Consider the following 17,703-nt stretch of genomic DNA (forward strand, 5'->3'; position numbering starts at 1 on the left):
GTTCTGGGGCTTTAAACCCGTAAAGGTGCTCGCATTGCTGTTTGTCGTTTTGTTGCCCATCTGACAGTGTCTGCCAGCTGGGCAATGATGTCGTTTGTGTGACGTTTTTATTAAACCGTTATATTGTGACACTTATATGACAACTAATGCGTATTATTAATCTTTCGTGACAATCAAAACAAGACTTTGACATTGGTTATGATAAAACAGCCTAACATTGTGGCTTTATATAGACATGGTATGTCTGATGAGACCTGCCATACGTTAACCTGTCGATATTACTAAGGCATTTCTGTGTTCCAACAATTTTCCCTGCTAAGAAAACTGACCATTGTTTCCTGTGTGTTCGGACTGGCGGCGTGTGCCAGGCCGGTTGACCGCGGACAGCAATACCTTGATGGCGAGTTTGATCATCTGCTGAACCCGGTCACCAATGTGGTATCGGATAAACCCCGCGATTACAGCCGCTTCGAAGCACAAGCAGAGCAAGTGCTCACCCGCTCTCCGTCTATGATGCTGCGTTATCAGAATTTGTATCAGCAGGTGAAAGACTGGGCGGCGAACAGCGGCGACCCGACATCTTTCTCTCAGTACGGTTTGACGACTGAGCAGATGGGCGGCGGTGACGGTTACGGCAATGTGATGTTCACCGGCTATTTCTCGCCGGTGATCGAATTGCGTCACCAACAGGACGACAGGTTCAGATACCCGGTATACGCGATGCCAGAATGTAACGGAAAATGTCCGACCCGTGCTGAGATTTACAACGGTGCACTGGAAGGACAGGGCTTGGAGCTGGGGTATTCCGCCTCCAAGCTGGATGTGTTCATGATGGAAGTGCAGGGCAGTGGTTTTGTCCATTTCGAGGACAATGATGAGCTGCAGTACTTTGCTTATGGCGGTAAGAACGGCCATCCTTATGTCAGTATCGGTAAAGTGCTGATTGAGCGCGGTGAGGTGCCAAGGGAGAAAATGTCTCTCAAAGCGATCGCGGAGTGGGTCAGCCAGCATGATGATGCCACTGTGCGTGAACTGCTGGAGCAGAATCCTTCTTATGTCTTCTTCCGCCCGCGTGACGAACTGGATGTTCTGGGCACTGCGGGTATTCCGCTGTTACCTATGGCGTCGGTGGCGGCTGACCGGGAGTTTTTACCTATGGGCAGTGTGCTGCTGGCGGAAGTCCCCCAGCTGGATGCGGACGGCAACTGGAATGGCCAGCATGTGTTAACTTTGCTGATGGCGCTCGATACCGGTGGTGCAGTCAAGCGAAATCATCTTGATCTCTATCATGGTATGGGCGCTCAGGCCGGAGTCGATGCCGGGCATTACAAGCATTTTGGCCGGGTATGGAAGCTGGGGCTGACGCCAGACACCGACGCTGAGCTGACGGAACAGAGAATAGAAGCCAGTCAGAAAGCGGTTGTCTCGCCGGTGGATACCACGCTGACGTTCAATGAAGAAGCTGTTGTGGCTCAGCCGGCTCAACCGTCGCAGGGACTGGACAACTGACAACAGAGCGCGTATAAAAACGCGCTCATTCTCAACACACTCTGACAGGCCGTTATGCAGTACTCCGACACTCCAGCATCAGACAATTATAACCAGCGTTTTGGTGGCACCCGCAGACTGTACGGGCATCAGGAAGTTGAGATACTGAGAGCGGCGCATGTGTGCGTAATCGGTATTGGCGGAGTGGGTTCCTGGGCAGCCGAAGCGCTGGCGCGCTCTGGTATCGGTCAGCTGACGCTGATTGACATGGATGATGTGTGTGTCACGAATATTAACCGTCAGATTCATGCCATGTCGGGGACGGTAGGCCGCAGTAAAATTGAGGTGATGGCAGAGCGGATTGCGTTAATCAATCCGGACTGCAAAGTGAACCTGATTGACGATTTTATTACCCCGGAAAATATCCCGGAGTACATAGGCAGTCAGTTTGATTACGTGCTGGATGCGATTGACAGTGTGAAGCCCAAAGCGGCTTTGCTGGCGTTCTGCAAGCGAAATAAAATCAAGGTGATTACCACAGGCGGTGCGGGCGGCCAGATTGACCCGACCCAGATCCAGATCGCGGATCTGGCCAAAACCATTCAGGATCCGCTGGCGGCGAAAATCCGCAATATGCTGCGCCGATTTTATAATTTTAGCAAAAATCCGGCGCGCAAATTTGGTATAGACTGTGTGTTCTCAACCGAACAGCTTAAATATCCTCAGGCGGACGGCAGTGTCTGCGAGGCCAAATCGACCGCGGAAGGCCCGAAACGTATGGATTGTGCGACCGGGTTTGGCGCGGCAACTATGGTCACCGCGACCTTTGGCTTTGTGGCGGTTTCCCGCATTGTGCAAAAACTGATCGAAAAACACCGCTGACAAAAGCGCAGCGTGAGCCGTGTCTCAGCGGCTCACGTTAGTGATAATGGCATCGACTATGGCTTTCAGGCCGTTACTGCGAGATGGGCTCAGGTGCGCCAGTAATCCCAGCTGTTCGAAATACCCATCGATGTCAAACGCCAGAATGTGCTCGGCGGTTTTTCCCTCATAGGCGGCCAGCACCAGGCAAATCAGCCCTTTGACAATTCTGGCATCGGAATCGGCGGCGAAATGGTAATGACCGTTTTCAACGCGCTGAACCAGCCACACCCGGCTTTCACAGCCACTGATTTTCACGTCCTCGCTTTTCAGTGTTTCCGGCAGCGCGGGTAGTTGCTTGCCAAACTGAATTACATGGCGGTATCTGTCTTCCCAGCCACTGCTCGCCTGCATCTTGGCCAGAATGTCGTCAGGGGTAATGATGGTGCCGAACGGATGGCTCGGTAAATCGGTGAATACTGTCATGGACACTCTCTCTGGTTACAGCATGTCACAGGCTTTATGCAAAGCTGCGACAAAGCAGGCGACGTCTTCTTCGGTATTATAGAGGGCAAAAGAGACACGCAAAGTCCCCGTCAATCCCAGTGCATCCAGCATAGGGTGCGCACAGTGGTTGCCGGCACGCAGCGTCACCCCTTGCTGGTCGAGCAGGGTGGCAATATCCTGATGGTGAATACCGTCAACAACAAATGAAAACAGACTGGTGTCGGGCTGGAGGCCGATAATCCGCAGGCCTTCAATGTCTTTAATGCCCCTGATGGCCAGCTGGCACAGGTGCCGGATATGCGCTTCCGCGCCCTGTCGGTCAATACTGCTCAGCCAGTGCAGGGTGGCTGCGAAGGCGATGACCCCGGAAATATTGGGGGTGCCGGCTTCAAATTTACCCGGCAGACCGGTGAATTGTGTGCCGTCGAACGACACCTTCTCCACCATTTTTCCTCCCCCATGCCAGGGCGGCATGGCTTCAAGCAGTGCCTGTTTGCCGTACAGCACGCCAAGACCCGAAGGGCCGAACAGTTTGTGGCCTGAGAAAACGTAGAAATCGGCATCCATCGCCTGAACGTCTACCTCCTCATGCACTATGCCCTGCGCACCGTCGACCACCACGATGGCGCCTTTCGCGTGGGCCGCTTTGATTATGGTTTCTACCGGGTTTCGCGTGCCGGACACATTGGTGACATGAGCGACTGCCACGATCCGGGTTCTGGCCGTCAGGCGCTGATGAAAGGCCGCCATATCCAATGTGCAGTCAGGCAGCATAGGCAGTTTGACGACTTTTGCTCCTGTCTGCTGAGCGACAATTTGCCAGGGCACTATGTTGGCATGGTGTTCAAGTTCGCTGACCAGTATCTCATCGCCCGGTTGCAGTGTACTGCGTGCGAAGGTCTGCGCGATCAGGTTTAGGGCTTCCGTTGCCCCGCGCGTCCAGATGATTTCTTTCGGGCTGCTGGCGTGGATGAACTGGCGCACCGTTTCTCGCGCTTGTTCAAAACGTTGTGTCAGGCTGGCGGTCAGCTGGTGGCTGCCACGATGAACATTCGCGTTCTGGTAGCGGTAGTAATTATCCAGTGTCTGGATCATCTCCAGCGGTTTCTGCGCGGTTGCCGCACTGTCCAGATAGACAATGGGATGGTCTGAATCCTGCTGAACGGCAGGAAACTGGGCGCGGATAGTCTGAATGTCAAATGGCGCAGTCATGCTTAAACTCATTGGTAGCCGATAAAGCGGATCATCCTCATTATTGGCCACTGAGGCAAGGGAAGCTGAACCGATCGCATAAAAAAATGGCACCGCGTTGGGGCGCAGTGCCATAAAGAAGTTTTGACAGACAGGTCAAAAAAACAGGAAGTAAATCGGTAGCACTCCGGCTACCCGCCCAGAAGAGACCGGGCAATATGCAAACACAACATTGCAATCTGAGGGGTAACAGAATCTGATAAACAATTCTGCGATTAAGCAAAATTACAGCGTTTTACCCTTGAGATTGCGGCGCCAATCTTAGGGTTTCTGTGGTACTTGAACAATCGACAATTTATAATGACCTGGATAAAAAAAACTAATGCAACCAGTATGGCAGGACATTATGTCAAGACGACTCCCACCACTTAATTCGCTGAAAGTATTTGAGGCTGCCGCCCGGCACCTGAGTTTTACCCGGGCGGCGGAGGAGCTGTTTGTTACTCAGGCCGCAGTCAGTCACCAGATTAAAGCATTGGAGGAATTTCTTGGCCTGAAGCTGTTTCGTCGGCGTAACCGTTCCTTACTGCTGACCGAAGAGGGGCAAGGGTATTTTCTAGATCTGAAAGATATCTTCAGTGCCATTTCCGATGCCACTGACAAAGTGTTGGAACGGGGTTCAAAAGGGGCGCTGACCATTAGTTTATCTCCCAGTTTTGCCATCCAGTGGCTGGTGCCCAGGCTGAGTGACTTTAATCAGCAGCATCCTGATGTCGATGTCAGAATCAAAGCGGTGGATCTGGATGAAGGCTCGCTGACCGATGATGTGGATGTGGCCATTTATTATGGCCGCGGAAACTGGCCCGGGCTGCGTTGCGACAGGCTGTATCAGGAATTTCTGGTGCCCGTCTGCTCCCCTATGCTGCTCAGTGGCCCAAAACCACTGGACTCTCTGGCTGATCTGCAAAAACACACCTTGTTACATGACGGTTCACGCAAGGAATGGAAAAACTACATGCGTGAGTTCGATATTCCGGGCGCCAATGTTAATCAGGGGCCGATTTTCAGTCACTCGACTATGGTGTTGCAGGCTGCGATTCACAGCCAGGGCATTGCACTGGCCAATAATGTGCTGGCGCAGCCGGAACTGGAAGCCGGCCGCTTGGTCTGCCCGTTTGATGAGGCGTTGCTGAGTAAAAATGCTTTCTATCTGGTGTGTCAGGAAAAGCAGGCCGAGACCGGCCGGATTCAGATCTTCCGTGATTGGGTGCTGGAGAAAGCCCGCAAAGAGCAGGAAGAGGGGCCGCTTCCACAACCAGAAACGCCTGTTGTAGCTATGGCATGATCGTCTGTATTTGTTTGTTTTGCCGGTTTTGTACCGGTCATGAGTAATTAAAATCAGGGTGGGCCAGTAATACTGCCTCAGCCTGGAAATAGAGTATGAGAGGAAATCAGTGGAGTATCTGATCACTACACCGGAAAACGGCCAGTTTGCTGCCACCTTCCTGTTTGCCCACGGCGCTGGCGCCGGGATGGATCATGCGTTTATGACGACGATTGCCCAGGGATTGGCCGCTAAAGGGGTTCGCGTGGTGCGTTTTGATTTTCCATATATGGTGAAACGGCGAGATGACGGTAAAAAGCGCCCACCGGACCGACAGCCGAAGCTGCTGGCGGATTTTCAGCGTCATATTGACCATTTTAGCCAGGAGGGGCCGCTGGTGATCGGCGGTAAATCAATGGGCGGCCGTATGGCCAGCCTGATGGTGACAGAGGTAGCCGAAGCGACACCGGATGTGGACAACTGTCAGGACAAAGTCTGCGGCGTTGCTTGTCTGGGATTTCCGTTTCATCCGCCGGGTAAACCGGAGAATTTTCGCGGCGATCATCTGAAAACAATCGCTGTCCCGACCCTGATCCTGCAGGGCGAGCGCGATACCTTTGGTACCCGCCCTGAGGTGGAAGGCTGGGCCTATGCCGACACAGTGACGCTGTCTTTTCTGACAGACGGTGACCACAGTTTCAAACCACGCAAAGCCTCGGGCTTTAGTGAGGCTGACAATCTGGCGCAGGCTGTCGATGTACTGGCCCGTTTTATTCGTCAGTGTGCGCTTGGTTGAGATCATTTCATTAGTAATATTAAAAAGGACAGAGTAGATGCACAGCCGAAGTATGATTGTTTTCGCCGCAATTAGCGGTGCGATTGGAGTGGTTCTGGGTGCCTTTGCTGCCCATGGATTGAAAGGGCACCTGAGTCCGAATTTGCTAGATGTTTTCAGGACGGGCGTGGATTACCAGCTCTGGCACAGTCTGGCTTTATTTGGCTGTGGTATTTGGGCACGCAATTTTTCTGCAAAAGCGCTATCATACGCGGCCCTGTTATTTGCAGTGGGGATCTGTCTGTTCAGTGGCAGCCTTTATCTGCTGGCATTGACGGGGATGAAGTGGCTTGGTCCCGTAACACCACTGGGGGGACTGTGTTTTATTCTAGCCTGGTTGTCACTTGCTGTGGCGGCCTGGCGTTCTGCGTGAGGACTCGTGGTGAATCAGGTTCTGTTGTACTGCCGTCAGGGATTTGAAAACGAATGTGCCGGAGAGGTACAGGATAAAGCCAATAAACTCGAATTGTTTGGCTTTCCGCGTGCGAAGAAAAATACCGGTTATGTATTGTTTGAATTTTATCAGGCAGGGGATGCTGATAAGTTCGTACAACTACAACCGTTTTCTGAGCTGATTTTTGCCCGTCAGATGCTGGTAGTGACAGCACGTCTGGAAGATTTACCCACAGATGATCGTATCAGCCCTATTCTGGCTGAGGCGGAAGCCTTACCGCGTTGTGGCGATCTGCGGGTAGAAACCCCGGACACCAACGAAGCTAAAGAACTGCTGAAGTTCTGCCGCAAGTTTACTGTGCCATTGCGTCAGGCATTTCGTAAGCAAGGGGCTTTGTACGCGAAAGATAACCCGAAAAAGCCGGTGTTGCACTTGTGCTTTACTGAGCCAGGCTGTTGTTTTATCGGCTATTCCTACACCAATAACAACTCGCCGTTTTTCATGGGGATCCCACGGCTGAAATTCCCGGCGGATGCACCTAGCCGTTCTACCCTCAAGCTGGAAGAGGCATTTCATGTCTTTATTCCGCGCGAAGAGTGGGATGAGCGACTGGCATCTGGTATGTGGGGGGTGGATCTCGGGGCGTGCCCGGGTGGCTGGACCTATCAGCTGGTTAAACGTTCCATGTTTGTTCATGCTATCGATAACGGACAGATGGCCCAGAGTCTGATGGATACGGGGCAGGTGAAGCATCATATGGTGGATGGCTTTAAGTTTGAGCCACCACGTAAGAATGTGACCTGGCTGGTGTGTGACATGGTTGAAAAACCAGCCCGTGTTGCGCACTTGATGGGACAGTGGCTGATTAAGGGCTGGGCCAAAGAAACCATCTTTAACCTGAAACTGCCCATGAAAGGTCGATATGAAGAAGTGTTGCAGGATATTGAAAACCTGAAAATATTTCTGATTCAGAATGGCTTGAAATTCCGCCTGCAGGCCAAGCATTTGTATCATGACCGTGAAGAAATCACTGTTCATATCCAGAGCCTGGATAACCGTAGTCCTCACTAGCCGATCATGTAGCGGCGGGCAGTTCAGCCCGCCGTCTGAAATCGGATATCCTGCAAATTAAAGCCAAGCTCTAAATCGGTTTTCAGCCTGGCTACCGCTTTACTGGCTCTGGCGCTGTCTTTGTTGGGTTCAATTTTCTTGCGCCATTTCTCCGGGAGATTGTCGGCGGACAAAATACTGTCGAGATCCGGGTACTGCTGCAACAATTCACACGCCGCCTTGGGGCCGATTCCCGGTACACCCGGAATTTTGCTAGAGCTGATCCCCGCCAGTCCCCAGTAATCGGGCAGTTGCTCGGGACGAACCCCGAATTCTTTTGCGATGAAGGGGCTGTCCAGCCAGCGCTGCTGGAAGTAATCACGGATCATCACAGTGGGGCGCAGTAGCTGGCAGTAGCCTTTGTCGGTTGACACTATGGTGACCTGACCGCCATGGTCTGCCACTTTGAGCGCCAGGGTGGCAATCAGATCATCGGCTTCATCACCATCAGACAACAGTGAATCGACGCCCAGCGCCATGAAATCATCCTGTATCTGATCCATCCCTGCCTGCAGTTCCGACGGCATAGGTTTGCGCCCTTCTTTGTAATTGGGCAGCAGTTCAGCCCGCCAGCCTCTGTCATCGCCATGGTGGTCAAACACCGCCACGATATGGGTTGGCTGGCTGATGGCAATAATTTTACTCAGCGCCTGACAGCACACTTTACTGGTGCTGGCGATATCGGGCTCGCCCGGCTGGGCGGCATGCACACGGCGGATCAGGTTGAGGGCATCAATGACGACTAAGTGTATGGACATATATATCAACAATAGTAAAACAGGGCCTGCAGGCCCTGTATTCTACGTGGCATGGCAAATTATTTCACCATGTCGGGGTGAGTGAGGATCCGGTAGCAGGGAATATATTCACTGCCCGGCAGTTTCATGCGTTGCTGAGCGACGAAATTTTTGAGCAGCTTATCCATGCGCTTCATCAGGGATGGATCGCCGTTGATCAGGAAGGGGCCCCGGCGTTCAATTTCTTTGATCCCTTCTTCTTTGACGTTGCCTGCGACAATACCGGAAAAAGCACGGCGTAAATTCGCGGCAAGATGTTCCGGCCGCTGGTTGAAGTGCAGATCCAGACTGCTCATGGCATCATGGTTAGGTTCAAAGGGCAGCTGAAATTCCGGTGGGATTTTCAACGACCAGTTGTAACAATACGCATCCCCGGTTTCCTGACGGTATTCTTTGATTTGCGGCATGGCCGCTTTCATGATGCGGGCCACTTTCGCCGGGTCATCAATGACTATCTGATAATGTTTGGTTGCTTCTTCACCTAAGGTATCGCGCACAAAGCTGTCCAGAGTACGGAAATACGGCTCGCTGCTTTTCGGACCGGTGAGCACCACAGGCAAAGGTTGATCCTGATTTTCCGGGTGCATCAGAATACCTATGATGTAAAGCAACTCCTCGGCGGTTCCGGCTCCCCCGGGAAAGATAATGATACCGTGTCCAACACGGACAAAGGCTTCCAGACGTTTTTCAATGTCTGGCATGATCACCAGTTCATTGACGATAGGGTTAGGTGGTTCGGCGGCAATGATGGACGGTTCGGTCAGGCCGATAAATCGACTTTTTCCGTATCTTTGCTGGGCATGGCCGATGGCGGCCCCTTTCATTGGCCCTTCCATGGCACCGGGCCCGCAGCCGGTGCAGATATTCATCTCACGCAGCCCTAACTGGTGGCCGACATCCCGGGTGTATTGATACTCTTCCGGGTTAATGGAGTGGCCTCCCCAGCAGACCACAATATTGGGGTCTTCCCGTGAGCGGACGGTCTGAGCGTTACGCAGAATACTGAAGATGAAATTGGTGATGTGCGGTGCACTGGTCAGGTTTAAATCGTTGCGCTGGTTAACGTGTACGTTGACGTAAATGATGTCCCTCAGCACGGCAAACAGGTGCTCCTGGATACCGCGAATGATTTTACCGTCGACAAAAGCGTGCTCGGGTGGATCTTTGAGTTCGAGTTTTATCCCGCGTTCTCTTCTGAGAACATTGATATCAAATGACTTATTGAGTTCCAGCAGTGCGTTTGAATCGTCACTGTTACTGCCTGAATTAAGCACAGCCAGTGAGCAGTTGCGGTACAGGCGATACAGGTCGCTGGCCGCTGTGGCCTTCAGACTGTCAACTTCGAGCTGCGACAGCAGTGTCATCGCACCAACCGGGCTGATGTGTGTAATCATGCTTACCTCCCTGGAGACGAATACAGACGCTGATGCTTCTGTATGTAAGCGATTTTCCTGGCGGATATAAGATCGACCGCGGATGGAAATACCGGGCATGTTTCCTGACCCGTATTATTGAACATACACAGGCTTATCAGGTTTGCCTAGGGTTGGGCGAAAAAAAAGAGGTTGTGTAGCAGTGAGTTAGAGCTTGGGATAGCAGGTGACTGAGTGAGTAATCAGTAATTAAGCGATCCAGATCAGGTGGTTGCGGCCAGCGTGTTTGGCGCTGGACAGGGCCTTTTGCCCCCGTTCGATGACTCTGGCCGGCGTGTCTGTGTCATCGAACAGCGTCGCGCCGATAGAGGCCGAAATAGTGACGTTCTTTTCCCTGAACCGGAAAGGGAGTTGCACAATGGCTTCACGTATACCGGACAAACGGCGATGACGTTCATCTTCGGCAATATCAGGCAGGATCAGCATGAACTCGTCATTGCTGACCCGGGCGATAAAATCAGTCTCTCTGAGATGCTGGTGCAGGGTACGGGCGATAATCTTCAGGACTTTGTCGCCAGCCTGGAACCCATAGTTGTCATTGAGATCCCCGAAGTGATCAAGATTGATAATGGCCAGGCACAGCGGGTGCTGATAGCGAATCCAGCGGCGGTATTCGTGTTCCAGCCGGTCATGAAAAGCGGCCCGGTTGTAAACGCGGGTCAGCGGGTCAAGGAATATCCGGCGTTGCAGATCTTCAATCTGACGATGCTGGTTCTGCGTTTGCTGATACAGGTGCTCTGCTCGGTTCTGGTGATAATGCAGTTGCTCCAGCAGCGCCTGTTCGCGGTTTTCCAGCGAGCGCTGGCGCTCGACCAGTTGTCTGAGTGAGGTATCGAGGGTGTGTGCGGCGCCGCGCCAGCTTTCCAGGTTAGTGTATTGGGTCAGAGCATGGTGGAAGCGGTCGGACAGTTGCCCCAGCTCGGCAGTCAGTTCAGCGCGGTGCTTGTGCAGGGCTTGTCCCTGATCGGCAGTCTGGCGCGTCGTTTGTTCCAGTGCGGCCAGATCGCCGCTGATGACATCAAGAAATTTTTGCGAATGGCGACGTTCGTGAATAAAGCTGTCCAGCGCCAATCGCAACACATCCAGGCACAGCTCGACCAGTGAAATAGGCTCGACACCGGCGAGTAACTGGTGCCGTATGGCCAGTAACTGTTCGCCGGATTCACCCTCAGCATCCAGCTCTGTGATGATTTGCTGCAGCTCGTTGCACAGCTTATGCTGTAAATCGTTGTCTTTTGAGCGCGATTCGCGCTCGATGCTGACGGGCACTGTCAGTAGTTTCAGGGCGCGATCATACAGACCGAACAGTTGGGTGATTTGCTGGTGGCTGTGATGCAGTGAATCAGGTGCCTGGGACAGAAGATCGTGGATGTCGCGTTTGAGCTGAACCGGTAGGGCAGGGATGCGTTTCAGGCTTTCAGAACTTTGCCGGATAAGATCAGACAGACGTTCCATGGTCGAATGTGTTGAGGTTTGCCGGAGCAACAACCGTTCAACCTGGGCCAGATGCGGCACAATCTTACTGATATCTTTGTTTTGCTCAAGATCGGTACGCAGGGTATCAAGCCGTTTGTCCAGCTCGTTATCCAGGCCTTTACAGGCGACGGACATACGGGCAATCAGGCGTTTTAAGATAACGATCTCACGACGCGATTTTAATGATACATCGCGGTAAGACAATTGAGCCTGATCCAAACGCAGCTTCAATTCACTCACATCAGAAGCTGCATTATATTTCGCAGTCACGTCGACTAATGATTACCTTATCTAAACATCCGTTACACCCAGCGCCAGGCGCTGTGCAAGCTCGGATGTTAGCAAAAATGTTCTGATGAGTTGAACATTATTAACGGCTTGTTTTCCCAGACACAAACGCTCGCGTGCTTTTTATGCGATTTCGTGATCTTTGTACCTCTAAACAGCGGAAATACTGAGTGTTTTTTCCTCAGAGGTGCCGGTGCCAGTCATATTCCTGCCGCGATGAGGTCTGGACCCTGACCAAACCTTTGTCCATCGCCAGTATGCATGCCCGGCGAATATTATCGCCGGCGAAACTGGCGGCCGGGGCTGCTTCAATGGCGCTCAGGTGTACCCATTGGCTGCCGGTTTCGGTTTTGCTTATCTGACGGGCGGCATGCGTGGCCATCAGCAGAATGTCGATCAGTTCCTGATCATTGATGGCAGTACAGGCTCGTGGCAGGAAAGGGTACTCGGCCATTCCTATGCGTACCCGGCTGTCGAGCTGCCTGTCACTCATGAAATTGTCCACCAGTTGTTTGATGGAATCTGCCAGGTGCTGAGGTGCACTTTCAAGGCGTGAGTTCGGCTCTATGTACAGGAACATGGCATCGGAAAAATGGTACAGACGGGCCGGCTCGCAAATCTGGGCTTTGAGGTAATCGCCGAACTGGCGTTCCAGCTCCAGGCCCTGCTTGTAGCCATGTTCCAGATAGACATGTTTGAGTAGCGGGACTTCGAACAGGGCAAAGCGTAACCTGTCGCTCAGGGGCTCGTTGATGATCTCGCCCAGGTGCCACTGCTCGAAATGCGCGCTGCTTTGCTGCAGTGAGCTGGAAAGTCTGGCATTGAGCATTCTCAGGTTGCGCAGGCCGCTGCGGGGGTGGGTGTAGAATTCATCCCGCAGCAGTGTCAGGCGATCCCGCCAGCGGCGTGCTGAGCGGTGACGGTACCAGAGCACCAGCAAGGCCAGCAGCAAGACGATTAACAGTACTGTGGTGATGTTCTTTTGCTGATAAAGGGCTTTTTCCTGCGTGAATTGCTGTCGTTCAAGTTCTTCTAACTGCAGCGCCCGCGCCATCATACGTTGCTGCTGGCGGAACACTTCGGCATTACTTTTCACCTGGTTTTCCTGCAAAGAGGCATGCAGCTGTTCATAGCGGCGCTGACTCAGCAGGGCGTTGTAGTAGTCTTTTTGCTTCTCAAACGCAGCCGACAGGCTGATCTCTCCCTGCATTTGCAGAGCGGGCTGTGCTTTGGGCAATCGGCTGGCCGCCAGCAGTGCTGCCTGTAAGGTTGAGATTGCCTGCTCGGTTTTTTCTTCTGCCAGCTCAAGCTGCCCCTGAAGCAGCTGCGATTTGATCAGTGTGATTTCATCATCGCTTTCCTGTGCCAGCTGGCGGGCATGGTGCAGGTATTGTTCGGTTTTCGGGTAGTTATAGAGTTTGAGATAAACGCGGGCGATACTCAGACGCAGCTTGGAGGAACGAGTGGGTAAGCGCAGCTGGTTTTCCTGATCTAAAGCATTGAAGTAATGCACCAGTGCAAGGTTGTAGCGACCCTGTTGTTCGTAAATATTGGCTATCAGTGCCAGGGTGCGGGCCAGCGGGATGGTGCGATTGAAGTGCTCGAAAAACTCTCCCGCCTGCGTTGCGTGCTCCAGTGCTTTGTCAAACACTTTGCGCTCTTCATAGAGCGTGGCCAGTTCCAGATTGGCGATCGCCATTTTGCCGTGATCGTCTTTTTCCTGCGCCAGCCAGTAGCCGCTGAGCAAACGATCCAGGGCCAGATCATAGTGCTGGTGCCGCAAATAATGGATCCCGTGGCTGAGCAGGAAGTTGACTTCCTCTTTGGCATCCTCAAGTTCAGACAGATCTCGCTTGGCACGGATATACATTTTCTCTGCCTGTCTTTCATCGCCCAGGGTGGATTCCATATCGGCACGCAGCATCAGCAACTGATACTGCAGTGTTTTAATTTGTTCACTGCGCTGCAGTTTCTCATCACCGGCGATGACCTGATCGATTTTATCCAGTCGAGCTGCCGCAGAGGGGGCATCGCCCATCCCGTGCCAGAGAATATCGGCATGAATGAGCTGGGTTTCGAGCAGTGTATAGCTAAAAGCGTTTTCAACCGCCAGCGCTTCGGCTTGGTTGATGGTGTGAAGGGCGTCGCTTTGCGCATTTAACAAAGACTGTGCTCTGGCTTTTATTTGCAGAGCATTGATGGTGCTCAGCGGGGTGCGGACAGAATGGTCAGTTTCTTCATTAACATGGACGCGAGAGCTGTCGGAAGGCACACTGAGCCGACGTTGGTTCAGGTAGCGTTCGGTGATCTCCAGCGCTTTTTCCGGGCTGGTTTCCAACAGGAGATCGGCATCGGCCAGAATAGGGGTGGCATAAATCTTCGCCTGAGCCGGCAGGGCTGTGAGAAACAAAAGCAGGATGCTGAAGAGCCAGTAACGACAGTTCATAGCGCACTTATCCATCAGGAAACACGGCCCTCATATTACTGCCTCATGACGTCAAGTCCAGCAAAGTAAAGTGATTTGCCGGACTTGACTGCTAAGCAGGCGAGCCTTTACTGACGTGCCATGCGATCGTTATTGCTTGGCGTCTTGCCCTGATTGGTACGGTAAGGGTTAATATCCAGACCGCCACGGCGGGTGTAACGGGCGTAAACAGTCAGTCGCTCCGGCTGACACAAACGCATGAGATCTGTGAAGATGCGCTCGACACATTGTTCGTGAAATTCATTGTGATTGCGGAAAGAGACCAGGTAGCGCAGCAGCTTTTCACGATCGATCCGCTTGCCTTTATAGGCAATCCGCACGCTGCCCCAGTCTGGCTGGCTGGTGATCAGGCAATTCGATTTCAACAGGTGGCTGTGCAGCACTTCCTCAACCACCTCGCCACTGGCGGCATTGTTGAGCAGCTCAGGAGCAAAGTCGAAACTGGTAATCTCAATATCCTGATCATCGATACATTCACCGGCAAAATCCACGATAGGCTGATCGGTAAAATCACTCAGCGGCTGGATAGTCACGTCCACGTCCATCCCGGCGCAGGCTGATAAATCTTTCTGCAGAATATCTGCTACTTCCTGCCAGCTGCCGAAACGGGTATTGTTCAGGCTGTTCAGGAAGAGTTTGAAAGACTTGGATTCAATCAGGTTCGGGCTGCTGGCGGGCAGGCGTACTTCACCGATAGCCACCTGCGGCAGTCCTTTGCTGTTGAGCCAGGACAGCTCGTACAGTGTCCAGATGTCATACCCGGTGAATGGCAGGTCGTCGCTTAGCGACAGATCATCACGATTTAGCTTACGCGGCACGGCCTGCAGCAGAGTGGGATCGTATTGATCTTTGTATTCGCTTTTTTGGCCAAGAGTTAAACCGGCTAGTTCTTTCGCGTCTTTGTATTTGCTCATATTGTCCTGGACACACACACTTGGATTAGAATAGGCAAAGTTTACTGAATCTTGCTTGAGGTTGCGAATGAATCATCCTGTAACGGCCGCATTGGCTGAATTTTCTTCCCGTTTTATTAACGTGTGGCACGATGAGCGCGCCTGTCTGCCCTGCAGCAGCGATCTGATTGGCCTCACATCTCCTTGTGTTGAAACGGATAATGGCGATACCGTGAGCTGGAAGCCGGTAGCGCGTGAGCCTGCTGGTCGTTTTGATGCCGTTGAAACGGGGATTGAACTGCGCCTGCATCCGGATATTACTGCGTTTTACGGCAGCTTTTTCAGTGGCGATATGGCTGCCCGCTTTAACGATCTGGAATTTGATCTGTTACAGGTGTTTAGTGAATCGGATCATCAACGTTTGCAGGAGAATATTCTGGGTCACCTGGTAACTCAGCGCCGGCTGAAACTCAAGCCGACTGTCTTTATTGGGGTGATGGAGGCAGAAGATCAGGTGATCGCTATCTGTAATCTGACCGGCAACGTCATTCTCGAGACGCTGGGCAAACCAGACCGGGAGGTGCTGGCGTACGATGTCGAGACCTTTATCCGCCAGCTCGAGCCTGTTGTGAAGGTGAGTTAAGCCATGTATGTCGTTGAACTACAGTTTGAATGCTTTGACAACACCACAGTTGCTGCGGTGGAGCAGGCGATCAATGGCCTGATGGATGCGCTGCGTTATAACGGCCAGGTGCTGGGGCGGGAGTTCCCTGTCGTGATGGATGAGGCTGTGTTTAAAGTGCGGGCTGTCTGTCCGGAGAAAACCAGCCTGCATAGTCAGTATCACAGCCCGCAGGTAAAAGCGGGGATCAACCGGCTGACACAGGCCAGTTTGCTGGCCCCGAAAATTAAAGTGTTGGGGCGTGATATCAATTCGGAAGCCACTGCCGAAGAAGCTCCGGCATGGCAGGTGCTGTATACCACGTATGTGCACACCTGTTCGCCGCTGCGCAGCGGTGACAGCTTATTGCCGATCCCTTTGTACCGGATACCGGCGACGTTTAACGGCGATCATAAAGCCTTGGTCAAATGGCAGACCGAATGGCAAGCCTGTGATGAAATTCAGATGGCCGGAGGCTGTAAGGCCGAACACGCTGCTTTGCACGAAATCCGTGACGCCGACAGCGATTTATTCCGCCGAGGCTGGGATTTACGCGGCAGAATTGAATACCTGACCAAAGTGCCTACCTATTATTATCAGTACCGGGTGGGGGGGATCAGTCTGGAGACGGAGGCAAATCGCTCTTGTCCTAAATGCGGACAAGCCTGGCGAGTGGATGAGCCGATCCACGGTATCTTCCACTTCAAATGCGATCCATGCCGGCTGGTGTCCAACCTTTCCTGGGATTATCAGTAGGTCGCGGCTTGTCACCGCCCGTCGCTGGCAGGCAACGGGCGGTGAGTGCGCGTAAAATGACGGGTTATGTGTCTTGCAGCGTTTGCTCCAGAGCGGACAGGCGTGCTGTCAGGCTGGCGACTTGCTGCTCCAGCGCGGCAATGCGCTCGCTGTCGCTGAGCTGTGCTGCATCGCGGGTTTTTATCTCTGGCACTTTGGCATGCTGTTTCCAGCTTTTAAGGGCCTGAATGATCACAGGCATAGGCAAAGGCTCACTCAGGCGGGCTTTGACCAGCGCGACACTGGGCTCTTTTCCTTCCGCGATGAGCGTTGAGATGGCGCGTTCCAGCGCATCGGTAATTGCAGATGACATATTTCTTCCTGAAAGAGTGGCTCGGGTTCATTTATTTTCGTAGCAAAGTGTCCAATTGATCAATCACTTCGCACCAATCGGCATCTGCAGCCATCGATTCTTTGAGAAAACGGCGCTGGGCGGGTTGCCAGAAATCAGCCTGGGCGATGGTTTCGCCCTGCTTGAGGTTATGGTCGCGAATGAAGCCCTCTATTGATTCCTTGGATGAATTCATTCCTAACTGATTGAATAAACTGTGTAAGTCATGGCTGAATGTTTCCATCTTGCTATCCCCCTACTGGTGTTTGCAATAAGTATAGTGGGGAATAGCCGTCAATTCGTCTCTGTAATTTGTGAGAGATCGCTTACAAGCCTGTAAGACATACTGAAATCTTGCTATGGCGGTTAGCCTAAATGAAAGTTAATTTGCATTTATTATCAATCACTTAGTTCTGGTTTGTGCATGGGGTGTAATCCGGGGTGCTAACGGGTGTTTCCAGTGTGCTTGTTCGAGCCGGGATATAGCGTAATCTTAACCCTGTCGGAAGGAGCTGACACGGAACAGGAACATGAGCCACGGAGTTGGCAGTCTCAGGAAGAGACACAGTCTTCAGGATGAGGGCTGACATGGAGAGTTCGGAAACTGCAGGATGCAGTCAGTGCAAGCAGGATGTTTGCCGTCAGGATGACACAAGGATGATGCTTCAGGAAGAAGCCAGGGACACCGCCAGGATGGCTGTTGAGAGTTAACCCGGGATGGGTAACGGGTCAGGAGACCAGGACACTTCAGGATGAAGTTCAACAAGGGAAGCGCTGAAGGATACAGCATACAAAGGAATGATGCAGGGAGCACCGTTGTAGTAGGAAGCTACA

General features: G+C 52.6%; 17 protein-coding genes. 8 read left to right on the forward strand and 9 right to left on the reverse strand.

Annotated elements, in window-relative coordinates:
• The first annotated feature begins 312 nt into the window (after window positions 1–312).
• Together mltA and tcdA are read left to right on the forward strand one after the other, a co-directional pair.
• Window positions 313–1,509, forward strand: a complete 1,197-nt coding sequence (gene mltA / locus D6M16_RS21555) for a murein transglycosylase A (RefSeq protein ID WP_120513961.1) — start codon at window positions 313–315, stop codon at window positions 1,507–1,509.
• 54 nt (window positions 1,510–1,563) lie between these two features.
• Window positions 1,564–2,370 carry a tRNA cyclic N6-threonylcarbamoyladenosine(37) synthase TcdA gene (gene tcdA / locus D6M16_RS21560; protein ID WP_120513909.1) on the forward strand — a complete coding sequence of 269 codons (807 nt, stop codon included), beginning with the start codon at window positions 1,564–1,566 and terminating at the stop codon, window positions 2,368–2,370.
• 24 nt (window positions 2,371–2,394) lie between these two features.
• Here tcdA and csdE read toward each other — a convergent pair whose 3' ends face one another.
• Window positions 2,395–2,835 carry a cysteine desulfurase sulfur acceptor subunit CsdE gene (csdE, locus tag D6M16_RS21565; RefSeq protein WP_120513910.1) on the reverse strand — a complete coding sequence of 147 codons (441 nt, stop codon included), beginning with the start codon at window positions 2,833–2,835 and terminating at the stop codon, window positions 2,395–2,397.
• Between the two features lie 15 nt (window positions 2,836–2,850).
• Window positions 2,851–4,068: a cysteine desulfurase CsdA gene (csdA, locus tag D6M16_RS21570; protein ID WP_120513911.1), complete on the reverse strand. Its 1,218-nt coding sequence runs from the start codon at window positions 4,066–4,068 to the stop codon at window positions 2,851–2,853.
• 385 nt (window positions 4,069–4,453) lie between these two features.
• Here csdA and D6M16_RS21575 point away from each other — a divergent pair, with 385 nt between their 5' ends.
• The 4 genes from D6M16_RS21575 (at window position 4,454) to rlmM (ending at window position 7,671) form a co-directional block, all read left to right on the forward strand.
• Window positions 4,454–5,392, forward strand: a complete 939-nt coding sequence (locus D6M16_RS21575) for a transcriptional regulator GcvA (RefSeq protein ID WP_120513962.1) — start codon at window positions 4,454–4,456, stop codon at window positions 5,390–5,392.
• A gap of 109 nt (window positions 5,393–5,501) precedes the next feature.
• Entirely contained in the window at window positions 5,502–6,167 is a 666-nt protein-coding gene (locus D6M16_RS21580) for an alpha/beta fold hydrolase (protein ID WP_420812269.1), read from the forward strand.
• Between the two features lie 37 nt (window positions 6,168–6,204).
• A complete protein-coding gene (locus tag D6M16_RS21585; RefSeq protein WP_120513912.1) occupies window positions 6,205–6,579 on the forward strand; it encodes a DUF423 domain-containing protein in 375 nt (124 codons plus the stop codon).
• A 9-nt stretch (window positions 6,580–6,588) separates the two neighbouring features.
• On the forward strand, window positions 6,589–7,671 hold the full coding sequence (gene rlmM / locus D6M16_RS21590; RefSeq protein WP_120513964.1) for a 23S rRNA (cytidine(2498)-2'-O)-methyltransferase RlmM: 1,083 nt from the start codon (window positions 6,589–6,591) through the stop codon (window positions 7,669–7,671).
• A 23-nt stretch (window positions 7,672–7,694) separates the two neighbouring features.
• Here the strand turns inward: rlmM and xni are convergent, their stop codons facing one another.
• From xni to queF, 5 genes are all read right to left on the reverse strand, one after another.
• Window positions 7,695–8,468 carry a flap endonuclease Xni gene (xni, locus tag D6M16_RS21595; RefSeq protein WP_120513913.1) on the reverse strand — a complete coding sequence of 258 codons (774 nt, stop codon included), beginning with the start codon at window positions 8,466–8,468 and terminating at the stop codon, window positions 7,695–7,697.
• A 59-nt stretch (window positions 8,469–8,527) separates the two neighbouring features.
• Window positions 8,528–9,901, reverse strand: coding sequence for a nucleotide 5'-monophosphate nucleosidase PpnN (ppnN, locus tag D6M16_RS21600; protein WP_120513914.1), 1,374 nt, complete (start codon window positions 9,899–9,901; stop codon window positions 8,528–8,530).
• Between the two features lie 228 nt (window positions 9,902–10,129).
• Window positions 10,130–11,656, reverse strand: coding sequence for a GGDEF domain-containing protein (locus D6M16_RS21605; RefSeq protein ID WP_240435678.1), 1,527 nt, complete (start codon window positions 11,654–11,656; stop codon window positions 10,130–10,132).
• Window positions 11,657–11,885: 229 nt separating this feature from the next.
• Complete coding sequence (locus D6M16_RS21610; protein ID WP_120513916.1) at window positions 11,886–14,150, reverse strand: tetratricopeptide repeat protein; 2,265 nt, start codon at window positions 14,148–14,150, stop codon at window positions 11,886–11,888.
• 107 nt (window positions 14,151–14,257) lie between these two features.
• Window positions 14,258–15,103, reverse strand: a complete 846-nt coding sequence (gene queF, locus D6M16_RS21615; RefSeq protein WP_120513917.1) for an NADPH-dependent 7-cyano-7-deazaguanine reductase QueF — start codon at window positions 15,101–15,103, stop codon at window positions 14,258–14,260.
• A gap of 67 nt (window positions 15,104–15,170) precedes the next feature.
• Here queF and syd point away from each other — a divergent pair, with 67 nt between their 5' ends.
• Together syd and D6M16_RS21625 are read left to right on the forward strand one after the other, a co-directional pair.
• A complete protein-coding gene (syd, locus tag D6M16_RS21620) occupies window positions 15,171–15,725 on the forward strand; it encodes a SecY-interacting protein (RefSeq protein ID WP_120513918.1) in 555 nt (184 codons plus the stop codon).
• A 3-nt stretch (window positions 15,726–15,728) separates the two neighbouring features.
• On the forward strand, window positions 15,729–16,499 hold the full coding sequence (locus D6M16_RS21625; protein ID WP_120513919.1) for a Zn-ribbon-containing protein: 771 nt from the start codon (window positions 15,729–15,731) through the stop codon (window positions 16,497–16,499).
• Between the two features lie 64 nt (window positions 16,500–16,563).
• Here the strand turns inward: D6M16_RS21625 and D6M16_RS21630 are convergent, their stop codons facing one another.
• Window positions 16,564–16,851 carry a hypothetical protein gene (locus D6M16_RS21630; protein WP_120513920.1) on the reverse strand — a complete coding sequence of 96 codons (288 nt, stop codon included), beginning with the start codon at window positions 16,849–16,851 and terminating at the stop codon, window positions 16,564–16,566.
• Between the two features lie 31 nt (window positions 16,852–16,882).
• The gene (locus tag D6M16_RS21635) at window positions 16,883–17,113 is read right to left on the reverse strand and encodes a DUF2789 domain-containing protein (RefSeq protein WP_120513921.1); all 231 of its coding nucleotides are present in this window, start codon (window positions 17,111–17,113) and stop codon (window positions 16,883–16,885) included.
• Window positions 17,114–17,703: the final 590 nt, after the last annotated feature.

This window comes from Photobacterium salinisoli, from assembly GCF_003614885.1.
GTDB classification, from domain to species: domain Bacteria; phylum Pseudomonadota; class Gammaproteobacteria; order Enterobacterales; family Vibrionaceae; genus Photobacterium; species Photobacterium salinisoli.